Here is an 18494-nt window from a genome sequence, read left to right as displayed (position 1 = left end):
TTGTTTTTTACTTATGCAATCGTTGATCAACATTTTTACTATATTATCGGGAGCGTTCGCGGCGCTCCTGATAATTACTTCTCCATAAATACGTCTTCCGTGTCTATCTACTGACTATAATCCTCCTTTCTTTTACCTCAAATTTTACACTGTTTGTCATTTCAATCAATCCCAACAGTTTCTCTATATTTTCGTAGCGGGAGATCGAGCCTGTAAACCGAACAGATTCTTTATCCACAGCATATTCAAAAGAAACGTCGTACCATCGGGACAGACAGTCCAAAACCTCTCCCAGCGGTGCATTGTTAAAAGCGAACGAGCCACTCCGCCAAGCTATGGTGTAGTATGGATTTATTTCTTCTACATGGATTTTCCCTGATCGTGTGCTGTAAATAGATTGTTGGTTGGGCAGGAGCTTTTCCCTCCTGCTGTTAGGAAATCGTAATTGAACTGCCCCTTCGACCAGGGTTGTTTTTATCTTATCGACATAACTATTTACGTTAAACGCCGTCCCCAGCACCTCTAATTCCTGCTCGCCCACCTGTACGATAAAAGGTAGTTTTTTTGTACCAACGGTTTTCTTAACGACACTAAAATAAGCCTCGCCGGTGAGTTCAACTTTTCTAGCCGACTCTCCAAAATTCAATGGATAGCGGAGACTGCTCGCTGCGTTTAACCAGACTTCAGTGCCATCCGGCAAATTCAGTTTATATTCGCCACCCCGTGGTACAATAATAGTATTGTATAAACCACTTTTGGGCATTTTTCCACCTGACATCTTATAGGAAATTTCCCCTTTCTTATTTTTCGTCAGCGAATATCCATCCATCATTACTGACGTATTATCCGCAAGTTTCTCCAGATCGATTTCCTGACCGTTTTCCAATACGATTTTGGCTTTGTTCGTTCCGGGAACAATTGCCGACCATTCTTTCTGCTCCCGATCCGTTTCTTCTTTGTGCTGGTCCAATAAATATGTGTTTTTAAGGAGAAGGGCCGTGATTCCCATCAGTACAAAAAGTACTGTAGCAGCTACATTTCTCAAAAAAGTATGTTTTCTAATACGTTTGTGCGGTGCGTCACTATATTGTTTATTTATTTTTTGCTGAATCACGTCATAACGCTCGTTCGCATTTTCACTCGTCCGCCACACTAAAGGTGCTTTGTCAGAAAGTTCGTCAAAAATATCCTCCAATAGGTGATCCGAAGATTCCTGATGAATATATGTTTTCAGTTGTTTCAGTTCCTGGTCTGTTATCGTTCCCTCACGGTACCGCTGAACTAAGAGATATAGCTTATCTTTTTCCAATATTATAGTCCTTTATAACTATAATTACCTTAAGCTGATAGAAGGACTACTGATGAAAGAAATAAATTAAAAAAATAAAAGCGTACAGCTTGTGCAAGCTCAGCCTTATTTTTCGCGACGCGCTTATTAATTGGTTTTTCACAGTATTTTTGGAGGTTCCCGTCAGTTCAGAAATCTCTTCGTAAGAGTAACCTGCAAATTTATTCAGTTGAAATATCTTCTTTTGTTTATCAGGCAGCTGTTCTACCAATTCCGATAGCAAGGAACGCAGATCATTGACATCAAGTTCATCGGTTGTTGCCGTACAACGTTCATCCCAGCTGTTACTAAGCTCATCCCTAAATTTCGCTTCCACAACTGACCGACGAAAGACACGTAACAGATATCTTTTGGTCATGACGAACAGCAAAGGGTAAATCCCGCTAGGGCCGTCAACCGTCGACCGGCATTGGTATAATTGAACAAAACTCTCTTGAACCGCATCGGAAGCAATATCCTCTTTTCCGCACACGGAATACGCATACCGAAGAAGTGTATTTTGATAAGTATCAAAAATTTTCCGAAAAATGCGCTGGCTTCCATTCTGGAACGCCGTAAACTCTTCATCGGAAATATCTTTGGCGTGTGGTCTCATAAGGAAAAATTCACCTTACAAGGTTACGTAACTCGTATAAAGGTTTTGTTAACGAATATTTATGTTATCATTACGCACACTCACGTGGCATATGCAAGTAGACTAAAATACTAACATACCACATTCAGGATTCTGCGGCCCCACCATAGATATGATCCAACATACGATATAACTTCGGATGATCCTCTTTTAGCAAGGCGGGTTTCTTGAAGATCTCTTTCCATTTCGAGAAGATCTCACCGCGCTTTCTATCCAAAAACTTTACCGATAACTTTACCGATTGCAGCGAAATCATCAAGATTATTGACGGCTCTCCTCTCGATCGGGTTTCCTCGTGCTTCCGAATACGGATAAATCAAGATATAATTATTATGAAGCAAATTGTTATTTAGGAATTCTGGTACCGCATGCATTGGAGAAGTGTAAGAGAATCGATTTCTATCAGCCATGAGCACAATTAATCCTTGATCTGTTTCTAATCCAAGCAATACATTCTCCGCTTCGTTCCAAGATTCCATTTCTTGCAGTTCGGCTTCGATTGCTGATTTCTTTAAAATACGTTCGAGAACGCCCAGCATCCGCTTGTTAGCGTGAAATGTCATCGTAGCCCCTGAATTACGCGCAATGTTCCAGATTTTTAACAGCGCGTGAAAAAAACCTGGTTCCTCCTCGGCGTCACGCGGAATAATAACAACATAGTTTTTTACCGTCGATATTGGCTGAATAGCACGGTATATCAATAAATTTACATGTTCGTTTGTCAGGTAACCATTATAGAGATTATAAATAAACGACGCAGAAAATCCCTTTTCACGTTCCAAACCAATGATTAAATCGGTGATATTTTTCTCTTTAATGACATTATTAACACCAGATACCACCTGTTCATCATGCCGCGTTATCGGTGTAATAACGACATCGGCTGCTGCTCCCATTTTTACCGCCGCATCTAAAATACGTTCCGCATTTTTGACCGAAGACTCCTTTTTATCCTCATTGATAATATTTAGCGCAAATATTCCCTCTTTATTCGACTCTGTTTTAATAAGCAGTCCAAGGTTTACCATTTTTTCTGTCATCTGCTCATTGTTGATCGGCAGTAGAATCCGTTCCCTTTCGACACCTTTACCGGTCACCGTATTGTCCTTATCAGCATCCGCTATTTTCTGTCCGCTCGACATCGACACGAATGACGATATTGTACAAGACACTAAAATGAGTAAGATACTTCCATTTAATACATGGTCATTTAATAATCTGATTGGTTCGCCGTCCGCAGTTTCGCCAATGATAATCGTATAACCGACCATTACAGAAGCCAATGTTGCCGCAGCAGACGCTGCACTCATGCCAAAGATTAGGCGTCCTTCGTTGCCAGTAAGTTTAAAAGTCCGTTGGGTCAAATATGCTGCCATATACTTTCCGCCTATGGATGCCACGAGCATAATTGCCGCCACCCCAAGCGTTTCCCAATCGTTTATAAAAGCCTTAAAATCAATCAGCATACCCACGCTGATCAGAAAGAAAGGAATAAATATGGCATTACCTACAAATTCTACCCGATTCATCAGTGAAGAAGTATGGGGGATGAGTCTGTTGAGCGCCAAACCAGCAAAAAACGCCCCTATAATAGCTTCTATTCCCGCAATCTCGGCGAGAAGCGCTCCCAGATATATCATCACAACCACGAAGATATATTGTGAAATCTTGTCTTCCACACGTTTGAAAAACCATCTGGCAATGATCGGAAACAACATTAATACGATCGCCGAAAACAAGGCCATAGAAACCCCAAGTCTTACCCAGAAGGCTGTACCTACCTCTCCTTGGGACATCCCAACAATGACAGCTAGTACTAAAAGCGAAAGCACATCGGTTATCATCGTTCCTCCCACCGTAATATTTACAGATAAGTTTTTTGCGATTCCCATACCGCTAATCAGCGGATACGCAATAAGTGTATGCGACGAAAACAAACTAGCGAATAAAATGGATGACGGAATGGAGAATTGCAACACATAATAGCCCCCTATAAAACCCAGAATAAAGGGAAATATAAAGGTGTATAATGCAAATGTCAGACTCTTCCATTTATTCCGTTTGAAATCGCCCATATCGATTTCTAATCCCGCTAGGAACATAATATAAAGCAGACCAGTGGTCCCAATTACGATAACACTGCTATCTCGTTCCAGCACATGAAAACCGTTAGGTCCAATCAGGGCTCCAGCGATAATTAATCCCAATATGTGTGGAACTTTAATTTTGTTCAGCAAAAGGGGGATAAACAAGATAATAACCAATTCAATCAAAAATTTGATTAACGGATCTGCAATCGGAAGGGTGATTGGATGAATAGCAAGCATCATATATCGTTATTTTGCTCTGGGTGTCAATTCTACGGAAAATACGGTTTCACAATTATTTTTACCTGTTAAGACAAGTGTACCTCTCATTACACTAGGCGTTATATCATCCAGCTGAGCACGTCTGGTTACACTATTTTTAGTCATATTGGTATCGGCTAAGACATGAAGCGTAATTTCATTGCCGTTCTGTTGTCCTTTAAATATGCGAGTATGTTCGTCGTTGTTGACCACCTGAACATACGATCCAATGGAATCCGAATAAAATCGCCAGACCTCATGGCGTTGGTCACCAACAACATAGTTCGCACAACGTGAAGCACGGCACACCATCCGATTATTCCATTCGCCTAATACATTATCTGGCCAAGGTTCATGACTGGAGGCGGTATCTCCTTCCAATGGTATCGATTCGCTGGCCCGCAGACTGTCCCTCATCTTTAACAACGTGTGATACTCCTCCTCTATTGATGCCATATTTTGTTCCCGTTTTTCAAGCGCCTTTTCACGATCAGCGAGCGCCTGCTTTCCGCTATCTTGTCCGCAGCTTACCAGCAGTATTATCACCAGATATGTTAGATAAAAGCGTACTGTCATGTCTATTTTTTTATTAATAAACATTATACACTGCATACTGTTTTGTAAAATCCATCATTCGTTTATATTTCCGATGTTTTTTCTGCTTCAGGGTCGCCTTTCCCGTCATCCAACACCTGCTTGAGCAAAACGGCATTTATGAGCAGGTGATGGATGCGCTGCAACAGCCCGAGCAGGTTTATAACGCTTTACTTACGATCTCTTGATAGCATATGTATCCCTTATTTGAAAAATACTTTTATGATGAAAAAAATCCCGAGATACCTATCCCAACAAATAGAAGATCATCAATTTTCATATTTAGGGTTGCGCATTAAACATTTCTGGTTGGTTATTTGTATTATTACAATAAATTACAATTATACATTATGGACTGGATCACCGACCCTCAAATATGGATTTCGTTTTTTACGCTGACGTTGTTAGAAATCGTATTGGGCATAGACAATATCGTATTTATCTCTATACAGAGCAGCAAGCTCCCATTGGAGCAACAAAAGAAAGCGAGACAGCTTGGTTTGCTGCTCGCCTTGGTCATGCGTGTCGGTTTATTATTCTCTATCAAATGGATTATGGGTCTGACCGAACCATTCCTTCATCTGGGCGATACATTTAATATCGAAAATCCTTCATGGTATCGATACCTAACCTTATCCGGTCGAGACCTGATCTTATTTTTTGGCGGTTTATTCCTGATTTATAAAGCAACCACGGAGATCCATCATAAAGTAGAAGGGCATATCGAGACATCTGCCAGCCGAAATAGGCCTATCACCTTTCGGAGTGTCATTATACAGATCATTATTTTAGACTTGGTTTTCTCACTTGATTCGGTCATCACAGCCGTTGGAATGGTAGATCAAATCGGCGTAATGATAGCAGCGGTCATTGTCGCGGTTGTTATTATGCTGCTTTCTGCTTCAACAATCTCCAGATTTGTCAACGATTACCCTTCAGTCAAAATGCTGGCATTAGCCTTCCTGCTACTTATCGGTGTTTCGTTAACAGCTGAGGCGTTTGACCAGCATATACCGAAAGGCTATATCTACTTTGCTATGGCTTTCTCGGTTCTGGTGGAGTATCTTAACATCCGGACGGAAAAAACAGCTTTGCAAAAATTGAAAGACGAAGTCGAGAAGTGATTGAATGGTTTAATCGAACCTGTAAACCGAACAGGCTCGTTATCAACAGCATATTCAAAAGGGACATTGACCATCGCAAGGAACGCGGATCGTGGCCCTCAAGTTCGTCAATAAGGGATAAATTCCGCTAGGGCCGCCAACCTTCGAGCGACTTGTTAATAAATATTTATATTGTCATTAGCATCCCTTAAAGAATAAAGAAGGTCTTCGGTTTTAGCGGTTCAGGAATTTCTGTTTCTTTTAGCAACTGCTTTATATTAATCTCGATATTACGCGCTATCGCCGTTACAGGTGTATCGCTGGGTCGATTACGGAAAGGATCTTGCAAGTTGTATGCGGTTTTTTCAGCAAGAAAAAACAAAGCGGCAATAAGTACCAGCAGCGGAATTTCGAAAATTGCGTGGACATCTTGTATCGCAATCGATAACGTAATCAGAAAAAGATAAATAGCCGCATGCAGAAAAAAACGATATGTCACTGGAAATACGGTCGTATTTATACGTTCCGCCCTGCCCATAGAATCCACAAGACGCACTAAGGTCTGATCCAGTTGCACCCTGTAAAATTCGGGGATTGGCTGCTTATCTGCGACTTCCTTTATACGGGCTGCCTGCATCTGGGTTATGCCCAATGGCACATTTTTATGATGTCGAAGTATATCTTGTTCCACCGGCGTGAGGTTCAGTTGCCTAGCCAATGGATTCAGCCCCCGCAGCGAATCTCCTAAGGCATAACACCATGCGATTTGTTTATAAGAAACTTCCCTAATCACGTCTTCGTATGCGCTGTCGATATAATTTTGAAGTTGTATGACGAGCGAACGGGAATCGTTTACAATGGCGCCCCATATTTTGCGTGCCTCCCACCACCGTTCATACGACTGGCTCATCTTAAATGACAATAACACCGATATTGCTGTACCTAAAAATGCCGGAACACCCAAAGGCATGTCTGGAAGCCGATCACCCAGAAAATACGTAAAGGCATTAAAAAATAAGCCTACAATAGCGACTGTGGTCACTTCCCTTTTTACTTTGTTAAGCATGTAGCGTAAGGGAATACGAGAAGAATTCAGTATCATACTATGATGAACAAATATCTTTTGAATGTGTTTGTAATCCTGATTTTTTATTATGCTTACTCACCGGGATCCGTAATTGCATAATGTCAACAATTTAGGGATCTTTCCCATGATATCAAGTTGCTTTCCGCCTCCAGCTTCAATCACGGACTTGTTTGGACCTACGTTTCCGATCTGAAATTTTGGAAGAATGAAGCCGCTCAATCCTACGGTGTGCGGAGCATAAGCGTTTCTATTTTGCAGTTTTGAAACTACAAAATACACATCGGAATTGACAATAAAACAACATGGAGATGTGTTTTATTCTTTAATTTCGTACCATAAACTACGCAAGAAACATGATCAATTTCGAATATAAGAACCCTACAAAAATACTTTTCGGCCAAGGTCAGATACCTAAAGTCGCGCTCGAAATCCCACAGGATGCCATCGTATTGATGGTATATGGTGGTGGGAGCATCAAGCAAAACGGCATTTACGAGCAGGTTAAGGACGCACTGCATAAGCATACAGTTTACGAATTCGGCGGTATTCCCGCCAATCCAGAATATGACATATTGCTACAGGCTTTGGCCGTTATTAAAGAGAAAAAAGTAACCTATCTCTTAGCCGTTGGGGGCGGATCTGTGATCGATGGCGTCAAATTTCTATCCGCTGCATTAGGTTACCCGGGCGATCCCTGGGATATCCTGACACTTCGGATTCGGACAGAAGAAGGTCAAGGCATGCCTTTCGGAACTATTCTGACGCTACCGGCAACCGGTTCCGAGATGAACTCCGGGTATGTGATATCCAGAAAAGAAACAAACGAAAAGTTGGCTGCTGGCGGCCCGGGGCTATTCCCACAATTTTCAATATTGGATCCCGAAGTCGTACGTTCGATCCCCAAAAGGCAAATCGTCAATGGCATCGCCGATGCGTATACGCACGTACTGGAGCAATACATGACCGTACCTTCGGGTGCCGATCTACAAGACCGGATTGCAGAAAGCATCCTGATCAGCCTGCAGGAAACGGCCCCCAAACTGATGACAGCAGCATTTGATTACGCTGCTGCTGCCAACTTCATGTGGTGCTGTACCATGGCCCTCAACGGCCTCATTCAGAAAGGCGTGGTTACCGATTGGGCGATACATGCGATGGGGCATGAACTGACGGCCTATTATGGTATCGACCATGCGCGTACGTTGGCCATCGTCGCCCCATCCCATTACCGTTATAATTTTGAGACTAAAAAAGACAAGCTGGCCCAATATGCAGCACGCGTATGGGGAATTACCGAAGGTACCGTTGATGAAAAAGCTGCCGCAGGCATCGCGCAAATGGAACATTTTTTCCATAGCATGGATATCGATACCAAACTTTCCGATTACGTAACGGATTATCAAGATACGGCAACACGTGTAAAGGAGACGTTCATCAAGCGAAACATGACCGGCATCGGCGAATACCAATCCTTGACACCGGATGATGTATACGAAATCGTCAAGATGAGTTATTAGCCGTTTGGTTTCTAGGGAGCAGGATGCCGTAACGCCGGATCTATTTTTTTCTTCCGATCCAGCCCAGGTGCGTATGTTTGAAATCGTCGCCGTATTTTAGCCCATAACCGAAAATTCGATCCATAGCCGAATGGCCAAACAGGATGATACCCCCCAAGGACAATATTGGGATCTGAAAGCAGAATCCAACGGCTAATACCAACAACGCCGGGAGTTTATGATGAAAAATATTGTACGCAACGGCTCCTACCCTGGGATTTACCGCATAGCCCAGCATAGCGATATCGGGCAATAAAAGGCAAGCCGGAAAAACCCACCAGGCGTAATCCAATTGCGTAAACAGTATGATGGACAGCAAAAACTGCCCTACCTCTTCGAGTTTCAATAATGTGTCCATTTGCTTGGTCATGGTATTTCATTTTTTGATACAACAAAGATCGTCAATAACTGCTTCAATCCTCTTGACAAAAGTCAAGGTTTTTCGATTTGGCGCTTCCTGATGCAGCTAAAGGTTTCGGCAGACATCCCCAGCACGGAAGCGATATAGTGCAACGGAATTTTGTTGAACAAGTCTTTATTTCCAATAGCCCAAATTTAGTGAGACCGAAGATACCAAAAAAAATTCCGAGTCGCCCGGGATTCACGGCTATATTAAATAAACAGTAAATAAAATATTTATATTTACAGCTTAAATCTGAAAACGATATGGCTCAATAAAACGCACATCATGCAGTACGAAGATCAGCAGCAACTACTCGATGACCTGAACAACCGAAAAGAGGAAGCTTTTTCTTTCGTTTTCCATCGCTATTACAGTAGACTTTGCCTCTTTGCAGCACAATTTGTTAGGGAAACAGGAGAGGCAGAAGACATTGTAGACGAATCCTTTATGAAAATTTGGCGTGGAAAACGAGACTTTGAAAACATTGACCACTTTAAAAGTTCCTTATACCAAACCACACGTCACATCGGTTTAAATAACCAAACAGCAAACCTCCGCCGAAACGTACGTACCGACTATTATGTTTCCTCGCAAGAGCAGATCGAAGAAAACCACCTCCAACAGATCGTATATGCAGAAGCGATGGGTGAACTTTACCACGCTATCCAGAGCCTCCCCCCCAAGGCCCAAAAGATCATCAAAGCGACCTACCTAGAAGGGAAAAGCAACGGCGAAGTCGCCCTAGAAATGCAGATCAGCATACAGACCGTAAAAAACCAAAAATTACGGGCGCTTAGCCTTTTACGATCCAGATTAAATCGAGAAACCTTCGATTTATTACTACTTGGCGCATTTATCATAAAAAATTTTTAATTAATTTAAATTTCTTTAGTACTTTCTCAGTTTCGTGCGGTATACTTAAATGAGAACACTAAACATATGCCCCATAAAGAGAAAAACGAGCAGATTATCATCGGAAAAATAATCGCGAAGACTATACAGAACATAGATCTTAGCGATATCGAAACGGAACTACTTAAAAAATGGCTTTCCGACTCAACTGAAAACCAAAAAGTTTACGCAAAATGTCACAACATACAAGAACAGACCGAAAGTTATAGCTACTTATCATCCATTGATGTTCGAAAAGCGTTTGCACGCTTTCAGCAGCATACGCGTACAGAAAACGAGAGTCGTCGACCTTTTATCAGGACAAGGCTAAGCCGTTATCTTGCAGCAGCAGGCATTCTTCTTGTCGGAATTTTCGGTGTATATACCGTATATTTCAGTAATGCAGATAAAGTCACTGACGAACAAAAAACAGCCCACATCGATTATGGACCGGCGGACAACAAAGCAACGGTAACCCTATCCGATGGCCGCGTGTTCAATCTGGACGAAGTGCAAAATGAGATCGTCATGGACCATAGTGGCATTAATTACAGCGACGGAACGCTCATTGCCGAAACAGAATCTGTCGTGTCGATTAAAATTACAACACCCAGAGGCGGGCTATATAACCTCACCCTTCCGGATGGAACATATGTCAAAATGAACGCCGGAAGCGAATTGAACTACCCTACAGTGTTTAAAGGACATAGCAGGGAGGTCCAATTTAAGGGCGAGGCCTACTTTGAAGTTGCCTCGCAGAAAAACCAGCCATTCCTTGTCCATACTTCCGATCAAGTCATTACCGTTTTAGGCACACATTTCAATGTCGAGGCACACGAGGGCGCCTACCCCACAAAAACGACGTTGACAGAAGGAGAAATACGCATAAAAGAAAACATCAATCAGGCAGAGCTCCTCCTTCATCCTGGACAGCAGGCCATACTACAGAATGGTAAGCTCTCAAAAAGAGATGTCAACGTTGATCAGGAACTTGCTTGGCTACAAGGAAAGTTTAATTTCGACGGAAAAACCCTAAAAGAGGTAATGGACGACCTGTCCAGATGGTACAACGTCGACGTCATTTACGAAGGAGACGTCCCTGCCCTAGACTTTTTCGGCGGAACCTTTCGCTCCAGCAAACTATCAACCATCCTCAGTATACTGGAAAGCAACAATATACAGTATCATATGACTGCAGACAATAAATTGATCATATCAGAAAAAAAATAGGAAGGAGGCTACCCAAAGAAAAAATAAAAAGTGAATAAGCATTATTAACTGAATCGGACACTGTCCAATGACCAACCTTAACAAATTAATGAATTTAAGTTACTCTATCAGCGTGATCAAGCTAAGTGCAATTCTGTATTTTGTCGTATGTCTACAGTATGGCTATGCGGCATACACACAAACCATTACGTATACGGCAAAAAGCGAACCGCTCACCGTCGTTTTGCAAGCTTTAAAGCAGCAGATTTCTTACGAAGTGTTAGGAACCAACGATATCTTGGTCAATAAAGAACCCGTAAGCATCGTCGCCAAAAACATGGCACTGTCCACATTCCTTGACCAGATCTTACTTCCGAGAGACATTTCGTATCGCATCGCAGATCGCACGATCATCTTGGAGCGAAAGCGTACCGCTAAACGCACCCCCACACCGCCTCGTCCAACAGACACAAAAACACAACAAACAATACATGGACGTGTACTCCGTGTGGATGGCACCCCTTTGAGCGGAGCTAGTGTCGCTATAAACGGTAAAATCGTGTCCGTAGCAGATGCAGACGGTCGTTTTATCTTAACGGATGTCCTTCCCGGACAATCTTTTAGTGTAACGATGGTTGGATACCTATCCGTAACACTTGCCGTGCAGGAAAATAAATTATCGTATACGATCCAGCTAAAGGAAGAAATCGCCCATGTAGAGGAAGTCGTCGTCACGGGATATCAAGTCATCAAAAGAGACTCCTACACCGGAACAGCCATTACCAAAAGCGGTGAAGAGCTGCGACAGGTAAACCCGCAGAATCTGCTACAGGCTGTACAGGTCTTTGACCCCTCTTTCAAATTATTAGACAATAATCTCGCAGGGTCGAATCCCAATGCGCTACCAAACATTAATGTCCGCGGTGCTTCATCACTTCCTAGCGGAAGCGGAGAAATATTGCGGCGGGATAATGTCACCGGAACGACCAATATGCCTGCCTTTATCCTAGACGGTTATGAAGTCAATGTGCAAAAAGTACTTGACCTGGACATGACCAGAATCGAAACCGTAACATTACTAAAAGACGCTGCCGCGACTGCTATCTACGGTTCGAGAGCTGCTAACGGTGTGATGGTGATTACCACGAAAGCACCAAAAGAAGGCAAACTCCGTGTTTCCTATACCCACGAGACCAATGTCAATATGCCCGATCTATCCGAATACAATCTCCTCAACGCCACCGAAAAACTGGAGTATGAACGATTAGCAGGCTTATTTGATGGCACGTTACAACGCCAGCCCCAAGAATCACTGGACGAACTTTATTATCAAAAACGTGCCAATGTATTAGGTGGCGTTGACACATACTGGCTGTCACAGCCCGTTCGGACAGCTATCGGGCAACGGCACGGACTCTTTTTAGAAGGCGGTTCCCCCGTGTTTCGCTACGGTGTAGACATGCGTTACCAGACCAGACCGGGCGTAATGAAAGGTTCCGACCGTAATCAATACTCGGGCGGCCTGAATTTCAGCTACAACCTAAAAAACAAGATCCGATTTCAGAATGAACTCGCGATCACCGTCGTGAAAGGCAATGAATCCCCCTACGGAAGTTTTTCTCAATATGCTCGTATGAACCCCTATTACCGGATGGCCGACGACAATGGCAATATTATCCAACGCGTAGATACCTGGCGACGGGTAGCCGCATCAGGGCAAGGCACCAACGAGTATGTACTCAATCCACTTTATAATGCAACCCTAAATAGTTTCGAAACGTTAGGATACACCGAAGTGATGAATAATCTTTCTGGCGATTTTGATCTGGGAGGCGGATTAAGGCTTCGGGGACAGGTAAGTTTAATGAAACGCATGCATACCGGAGACGATTTCCGATCGCCTATGGCAAATCAATTTTTCAATTACACTACGGAAAGAACCAATGAAAAAGGCAGTTATACGAGCTACTCAAATAACGAGTTATATTGGGATGCCAATATACGCCTAAATTGGTTAAAACGGATTGGGAAGAACGATTTCAATGTGGTTGCCGGCACCAATATACGTACCGAAAATCTGGATGAGCGATCCTTTACCGCTATTGGATTTCCGAATGATCGCTTTACGAGCATTGGATTTGCCAGAGGATATGCGGAAAATGCCAGTCCTTCCAGCAATTACATAGCTTCGCGCTTGTTTGGTGCTTTTATGAGTACCAACTACTCTTTCGACAACAGGTACCTATTAGACGCTACCGTGCGTGCCGATGGCTCGTCTAAATTTGGCAGTAATAACCGCGTAGCACCTTTCTGGTCTATCGGTGCAGGATGGAATATACATAATGAAAGCTGGTTTAATAATCCGGTGATCAACCAATTGCGGTTACGCGCCACCACAGGTTTGACAGGATCCGTCCAATTTTCACCCTATATGTCGCGCACGACCTATACCTACGAACAGGGAAATTGGTACTCTTCGGGAATCGGGGCCATCGTCAACAACTATGGCAATGAGAACCTGTCCTGGCAAAAAACACAGAATACGGATATCGGATTCGACATGGGGCTTTTTAACGATCGCATTATGCTTTCCCCGCGCTTTTATTATCGCAAAACAAACGATCTCCTATCCGACATCAGCCTGCCCACCTCGACAGGGTTTGTGTCCTACAAAGAGAACTTAGGCGACATCGAAAACAAGGGTGTCGAAATCAACACAAACCTGATAGCGGTCAAGAACACAGATTGGACCGTCAGCTTCATGGCAAATCTGGTGCACAACACCAACAAGATCGTACGTATTTCCAATGCACTGAACGGTTACAACGATCGTGTAGACGACGCACAGCAAACCGATGATCTGAGAGGTGTCCCGCTGCTGCGTTTTAAAGAAGGACAATCTGTAGACGCCATTTACGCTGCGCCGTCTTTAGGTATTGACCCGGAAAACGGCCGGGAAGTGTTCGTGAAGCGGGACGGCAGTTTATCCTATGTCTGGGATCCCCGCGATATCGACGTGGTGGGCGTCGCTACGCCCAAGATCGAAGGGTCCTTTGGCGGAACGTTTCGTTATAAACAGTTCATGGCCGTTGTCTTTTTCCAAGCCCGGTTGGGAGGCGAAATGTATAACCAAACTCTCGTAGACCGGGTAGAAAATGCCGACCCGCGTTACAACGTGGATAGACGCGTGCTAGAAGAAAAATGGCGAGCACCTGGAGATGTTACGTTTTTTAAGAGCATCCAAGACCAAGGGCAAACAGAGGTATCATCCCGGTTTGTGATGCCCGATAATTTATTAACACTGCAATCCGTTTTCCTATCCTATGAATTGCAGCATTCTCTGGTCAAAAAAATGTCTCTCAGCAATCTTCGTATAGGCCTTACCGCCAACGATCTACTCCGCTTTTCCTCTGTGGAGGTAGAACGCGGGATAAATTATCCATTTGCCCGGAGTATCAGTTTTAGTTTACAGGCATCTTTATAATTCATGATTTTTTCCACCTAGGCGAATACAAATAGATAATTAGATGAAAAACACGATTATATACATACTACTACTACTATCCACTTTCGGGTTGGCCTCTTGTTCGAAGTGGCTCGATATCCAACCGGAGAGTGAAATCGATCGATCGATATTATTTTCGACCGAAGAAGGTTTCAAAGAAGCGCTTCTCGGCATTTATACCCGTTGTTCAAAGACCGATCTGTACGGACGGGAGCTTACGGTAGGTACGCCCGAAGTCTTGGTCCAGAACTACCAGATCTCGTCTGCAGATAACTATAAGTACCTACCCACAAAGAACTATCGCTATAACGATGCCGACTTCATCCGAAGAAAAGATTCGATCTGGGTCGGACTCTATAACGGCATCGTCAATGCAAATTTGATATTGGAAGAGATCGATAACCAACAACGTCTTTTTACGGGGAATAATTACCACATCGTCAAAGGCGAATCCCTAGCATTAAGAGGATACCTACACTTTGATGCGTTGCGCATGTTTGCCCCTGCATACAAAATAGCGCCCGAGGCGGAAGCCATCCCCTACGTCACTTCTTATTCCAACAGAACGACCCCGATGACCTCCGTCCGTGGCGCTTTGGATTCCATTGTCAACGATCTAGAGCTTGCAAAAGAATTGCTTGTCGATGATCCCATCCGTTCGGCCGCCTATATCATCAATTACCCCACCGTGAGCGATACCTTACAGCATACGGAGCTCCACAGCCCGGATCTCTTTTTACAGAACAGAAGACACCGCCTCAACTATTACGCAGTTTGTGGCGCATTGGCACGTGTTTATCTCTATAAAGACGACAAAGAAAAGGCCTTGGAAAATGCCCTGATCATTATCAACGCACAAAAATTCCCATGGACAAACGCTACGGATTTCCTAGCCGTCGCCGACGATAAGAAAGATCGCATACTCTATAAGGAATTGCTTTTCAGCTGGTATACACCCACCTTGAACAACGCACTGAACAGCAATTGGTTTACGGCGACCCAGCATGGTATGTATTTAGAGAACACCGATGCCCAAACTATATACGAAACCTCCGATATCAGTGGAGATAGGCGGTATACCCAGTGGTTTGCTATCGCCAGTGCCAACAATTCCTTCTTTTCGACCGTTATAAAATACAGGAGAAATCCGCTTGGCGACACCTTTATTGCCAATCTCCATTACATGGTAGCCCCCGCCATTCGGCTAAGTGAGATGTACTACATCGCAGCCGAATGTATGTTCGAAACAAATTCGACAAGAGCATTGGAATACTTCGATGAGGTGCGTAATAATCGAGGAATTGATGAAAAGCTACAAGTCACGAGCCTCGCTGAATTTCAAACGGAATTATTAAAAGAATACCGAAAAGAAATGTTTGCCGAAGGGCAACTTTTTTATGCCTACAAAAGGCTCCATGCGCCGATTATCGGCCTAAGAGGAGAAACTATACCAGCAAGCCAGCAGATCTTTGTATGGCCCCTGCCGAACGATGAAATTATTTATGGACAGCGTTAAACCCCTTCACTTTATGAAAAATATCAAAGCGCTATTTATAGTCTGGTTCAGTCTGCTACTATTATTCTCCTGCCAGAAGACACCATTAGAAACGTATAATCACCGTCCAAACATCTATTTCAGTTTGGATTCAGCCTTACGGGACAGTATGATATTCACCTTTGCATACGATATGAGCAAAACCGAGGACACCATCTATATTCCTGTGCAGATTATTGGCCATCGCGCCCCGGATGACCGACATTATAAGGCTTACGTCGATCAGGATTCTTCGACTGCCGTAGTCGACCAACATTATAAACCGCTGGAGCCATTGTACCCAATGCCGGGGAATAATGGCCGCGATAGTTTACCGATCATCGTGTACAACCATCCAGACCTAGAAGAAAAATCCGTATCGCTTATTCTTAAATTACAGGGCACAGACGACCTCGGTATCGAAAACCAACAACGGATCCGGGCCAAGGTTATCCTATCCGCCCGACTGGAACAACCTGCATGGTGGAATATGTGGCTTGGCAGCTATTCCCGCGTCAAGCATGAGCTCTTTTACTTAGTAACCGAGCAGCGCAGCTTAACGATGGAGGGCACAGACGCTCCACGAAACCTTTACTTTAGGGATATGCTAACGATGATGCTCAACGACCCGTTTGCTTGGGTAGCGGACAATCCAGAAAAAGGATACCTATTGACCACAGCAGATAACGGAGCCACCTATCATTTTTATCATCAAGATAATCCCGCCCGGATAACCTTGTTAAAACGAAATAGCGGCACCGGTCAGTACACATTTATAGATGAAAACGGAATGGAGGTTCGATAAAATGTATAAAATAAAAACACTAAAAATATATGCTATTGCGTGCGTAGCAATAGTTTTGGGCTGTATATCCAGTTGCCATAAAGATAAAGGCAACTATGAAATCGATATGCCGATTGAGCCCGAGGTAACAGGTCTGGATACCCTGTATCGTGCCATCGTGGGCGACAGTTTAATCATCACGCCCCACATTACCGGCATTTCTTCCGAACATCTTGAATGTGATTGGCGGCTATATGTACCGGAGGAAATATTCCCCGAACACAACCGTTATGAAGGGAATGATCTACGTATTGTATTCGGTTTGCAAGCGAAGCGTTACCGCGCAAGGCTAACGGTTACCAATACCCAAAATGGCATGAAGTATTTTCATAACTTTTTTATCCAAGGTGTAACCGAATTTTCACAAGGATCACTCGTTCTGAGCGAAGAAGCCGGTATCGCAAAACTATCGTTTATCAGACCAGATAGTACCGTGCAGCCCAACGTATACGAAGCCATAAACAATGAACAATTGCCAAACGATCCCCTACACATCCATTATCTCCGAAACATGAATAGTGGCGGGCTCCCCTTGGCCTACTGGGTTATTACAAAAAATGGCGGTGTACGGCTCAACGTAAATGATCTGCAAAAAGAAACGACCAAGCCGGGCACCTTGCACGACAATTTCTTTCTCCCGCCAGAAGTTATTGAAGTCGGTTCACTTAAAAACCATCTTCAAGGCGTACTCATGGGTACCATAAACGGTAAACTTTATGGGGGTACGACCACCACGTGGGATCAGAACGATCTTTACGGAATGTTTGGTGCTTACGCTGTCGGAAACTATATGTTAGCGCCACAATTTATATTGACGACCATCAGCAACAACGTCAGTATGATTGCCTACGAAAAAGATAAGGGTCAATTTGTACGCCTCGCTGTGCAGGCAGGTCCCGTTTATTTTGGCACACAATACGCCGTGGACAATACGATAGACGCTTTTGATCCGCACGCTGTCGGACTGGATTTGGTACAGATCGTGCAGATCAACAGTGCCGATACTTATGCCTATATGCGAGATGCCGATGGACAGGTATACGAACTAAAATTTACGGCCGCCTTCCATACAAACCCATTCACGTTCAGACCACTTCATAAGCGTCTTTTTGCGCGTCAAGAATGGATGCATGCCGACACGAAATTAGTGGCTACTAAAACAGGCTATATATATATTGCCGCTGGAAACAAAATATATCGCTACAATCCGCTGAACGAGCAGATTCTCGAACTGGAAGCAAGCCTTACCAGTCCGGTTACGATGCTAAAGCTTGATGACGACGAAAACACCCTCCTCGCTGGATCAGGCAACAGCGTGTATTACCTCGACATCCAAGTTGGCCAGAATGGGAATATCCAAGGAAAAATAGAGGGTATACCCGGGCAACCAGTAGATATGGTTTGGAGAAAATAAGTAAACAAAAAATACTAAAACAAT

General features: G+C 43.6%; 14 protein-coding genes. 8 read left to right on the top strand and 6 right to left on the bottom strand.

The annotated features are described in order from the left end of the window. Positions 1 to 103 precede the first annotated feature (103 nt). The 4 genes from FXV77_RS09985 to FXV77_RS09970 form a co-directional block, all read right to left on the bottom strand. Entirely contained in the window at positions 104 to 1309 is a 1206-nt protein-coding gene (locus tag FXV77_RS09985) for a FecR family protein (protein WP_148919086.1), read from the bottom strand. Positions 1310 to 1355: 46 nt separating this feature from the next. After that, positions 1356 to 1943: an RNA polymerase sigma factor gene (locus tag FXV77_RS09980; RefSeq protein WP_148919085.1), complete on the bottom strand. Its 588-nt coding sequence runs from the start codon at positions 1941 to 1943 to the stop codon at positions 1356 to 1358. Positions 1944 to 2191: 248 nt separating this feature from the next. Then, positions 2192 to 4312 (bottom strand): cation:proton antiporter, encoded by a 2121-nt coding sequence (locus FXV77_RS09975; RefSeq protein ID WP_148919084.1) that lies wholly within the window; start codon positions 4310 to 4312, stop codon positions 2192 to 2194. 6 nt (positions 4313 to 4318) lie between these two features. Beyond that, positions 4319 to 4906, bottom strand: a complete 588-nt coding sequence (locus tag FXV77_RS09970) for a hypothetical protein (protein ID WP_148919083.1) — start codon at positions 4904 to 4906, stop codon at positions 4319 to 4321. A gap of 368 nt (positions 4907 to 5274) precedes the next feature. Here FXV77_RS09970 and FXV77_RS09965 point away from each other — a divergent pair, with 368 nt between their 5' ends. Beyond that, complete coding sequence (locus FXV77_RS09965; RefSeq protein ID WP_148919082.1) at positions 5275 to 6048, top strand: TerC family protein; 774 nt, start codon at positions 5275 to 5277, stop codon at positions 6046 to 6048. 187 nt (positions 6049 to 6235) lie between these two features. Here the strand turns inward: FXV77_RS09965 and FXV77_RS09960 are convergent, their stop codons facing one another. Beyond that, positions 6236 to 7129, bottom strand: a complete 894-nt coding sequence (locus FXV77_RS09960) for a bestrophin family protein (RefSeq protein WP_246162399.1) — start codon at positions 7127 to 7129, stop codon at positions 6236 to 6238. Between the two features lie 338 nt (positions 7130 to 7467). Between FXV77_RS09960 and FXV77_RS09955 the strand changes: the two genes are divergently transcribed. Beyond that, on the top strand, positions 7468 to 8631 hold the full coding sequence (locus tag FXV77_RS09955) for an iron-containing alcohol dehydrogenase (RefSeq protein WP_148919081.1): 1164 nt from the start codon (positions 7468 to 7470) through the stop codon (positions 8629 to 8631). A gap of 40 nt (positions 8632 to 8671) precedes the next feature. Here the strand turns inward: FXV77_RS09955 and FXV77_RS09950 are convergent, their stop codons facing one another. Next, positions 8672 to 9040 (bottom strand): DUF4260 domain-containing protein, encoded by a 369-nt coding sequence (locus FXV77_RS09950; RefSeq protein ID WP_246162397.1) that lies wholly within the window; start codon positions 9038 to 9040, stop codon positions 8672 to 8674. A gap of 318 nt (positions 9041 to 9358) precedes the next feature. On the opposite strand from FXV77_RS09950, the gene FXV77_RS09940 reads away from it, so the two are divergent. From FXV77_RS09940 to FXV77_RS09915, 6 genes are all read left to right on the top strand, one after another. Continuing rightward, a complete protein-coding gene (locus FXV77_RS09940) occupies positions 9359 to 9946 on the top strand; it encodes an RNA polymerase sigma factor (RefSeq protein ID WP_148919080.1) in 588 nt (195 codons plus the stop codon). 66 nt (positions 9947 to 10012) lie between these two features. Continuing rightward, positions 10013 to 11194, top strand: a complete 1182-nt coding sequence (locus FXV77_RS09935; protein ID WP_148919079.1) for a FecR family protein — start codon at positions 10013 to 10015, stop codon at positions 11192 to 11194. Positions 11195 to 11282: 88 nt separating this feature from the next. Continuing rightward, positions 11283 to 14657: a SusC/RagA family TonB-linked outer membrane protein gene (locus tag FXV77_RS09930; protein WP_148919078.1), complete on the top strand. Its 3375-nt coding sequence runs from the start codon at positions 11283 to 11285 to the stop codon at positions 14655 to 14657. Between the two features lie 43 nt (positions 14658 to 14700). Then, positions 14701 to 16194, top strand: coding sequence for a RagB/SusD family nutrient uptake outer membrane protein (locus tag FXV77_RS09925; protein WP_148919077.1), 1494 nt, complete (start codon positions 14701 to 14703; stop codon positions 16192 to 16194). Positions 16195 to 16207: 13 nt separating this feature from the next. After that, a complete protein-coding gene (locus FXV77_RS09920) occupies positions 16208 to 17017 on the top strand; it encodes a DUF4843 domain-containing protein (protein ID WP_187444089.1) in 810 nt (269 codons plus the stop codon). Between the two features lies 1 nt (position 17018). Then, the gene (locus tag FXV77_RS09915) at positions 17019 to 18470 is read left to right on the top strand and encodes a PKD-like family lipoprotein (RefSeq protein ID WP_222867767.1); all 1452 of its coding nucleotides are present in this window, start codon (positions 17019 to 17021) and stop codon (positions 18468 to 18470) included. Positions 18471 to 18494 lie beyond the last annotated feature (24 nt).

Source organism: Sphingobacterium phlebotomi, assembly GCF_008180195.1.
GTDB classification, from domain to species: domain Bacteria; phylum Bacteroidota; class Bacteroidia; order Sphingobacteriales; family Sphingobacteriaceae; genus Sphingobacterium; species Sphingobacterium phlebotomi.
This window is presented reverse-complemented; position numbering and strand designations above follow the sequence as displayed.

Coding starts and splice junctions, on each gene's coding strand:
- FXV77_RS09935 (WP_148919079.1), top strand. CDS start 10,013: ATGCCCCATAAAGAGAAAAACGAGCAGATTATCATCGGAAAAATAATC.
- FXV77_RS09915 (WP_222867767.1), top strand. CDS start 17,019: ATGTATAAAATAAAAACACTAAAAATATATGCTATTGCGTGCGTAGCA.
- FXV77_RS09920 (WP_187444089.1), top strand. CDS start 16,208: ATGAAAAATATCAAAGCGCTATTTATAGTCTGGTTCAGTCTGCTACTA.
- FXV77_RS09950 (WP_246162397.1), bottom strand. CDS start 9,040: ATGACCAAGCAAATGGACACATTATTGAAACTCGAAGAGGTAGGGCAG.
- FXV77_RS09980 (WP_148919085.1), bottom strand. CDS start 1,943: ATGAGACCACACGCCAAAGATATTTCCGATGAAGAGTTTACGGCGTTC.
- FXV77_RS09970 (WP_148919083.1), bottom strand. CDS start 4,906: ATGACAGTACGCTTTTATCTAACATATCTGGTGATAATACTGCTGGTA.
- FXV77_RS09925 (WP_148919077.1), top strand. CDS start 14,701: ATGAAAAACACGATTATATACATACTACTACTACTATCCACTTTCGGG.
- FXV77_RS09960 (WP_246162399.1), bottom strand. CDS start 7,129: ATGATACTGAATTCTTCTCGTATTCCCTTACGCTACATGCTTAACAAA.
- FXV77_RS09975 (WP_148919084.1), bottom strand. CDS start 4,312: ATGATGCTTGCTATTCATCCAATCACCCTTCCGATTGCAGATCCGTTA.
- FXV77_RS09955 (WP_148919081.1), top strand. CDS start 7,468: ATGATCAATTTCGAATATAAGAACCCTACAAAAATACTTTTCGGCCAA.
- FXV77_RS09965 (WP_148919082.1), top strand. CDS start 5,275: ATGGACTGGATCACCGACCCTCAAATATGGATTTCGTTTTTTACGCTG.
- FXV77_RS09930 (WP_148919078.1), top strand. CDS start 11,283: ATGAATTTAAGTTACTCTATCAGCGTGATCAAGCTAAGTGCAATTCTG.
- FXV77_RS09940 (WP_148919080.1), top strand. CDS start 9,359: ATGCAGTACGAAGATCAGCAGCAACTACTCGATGACCTGAACAACCGA.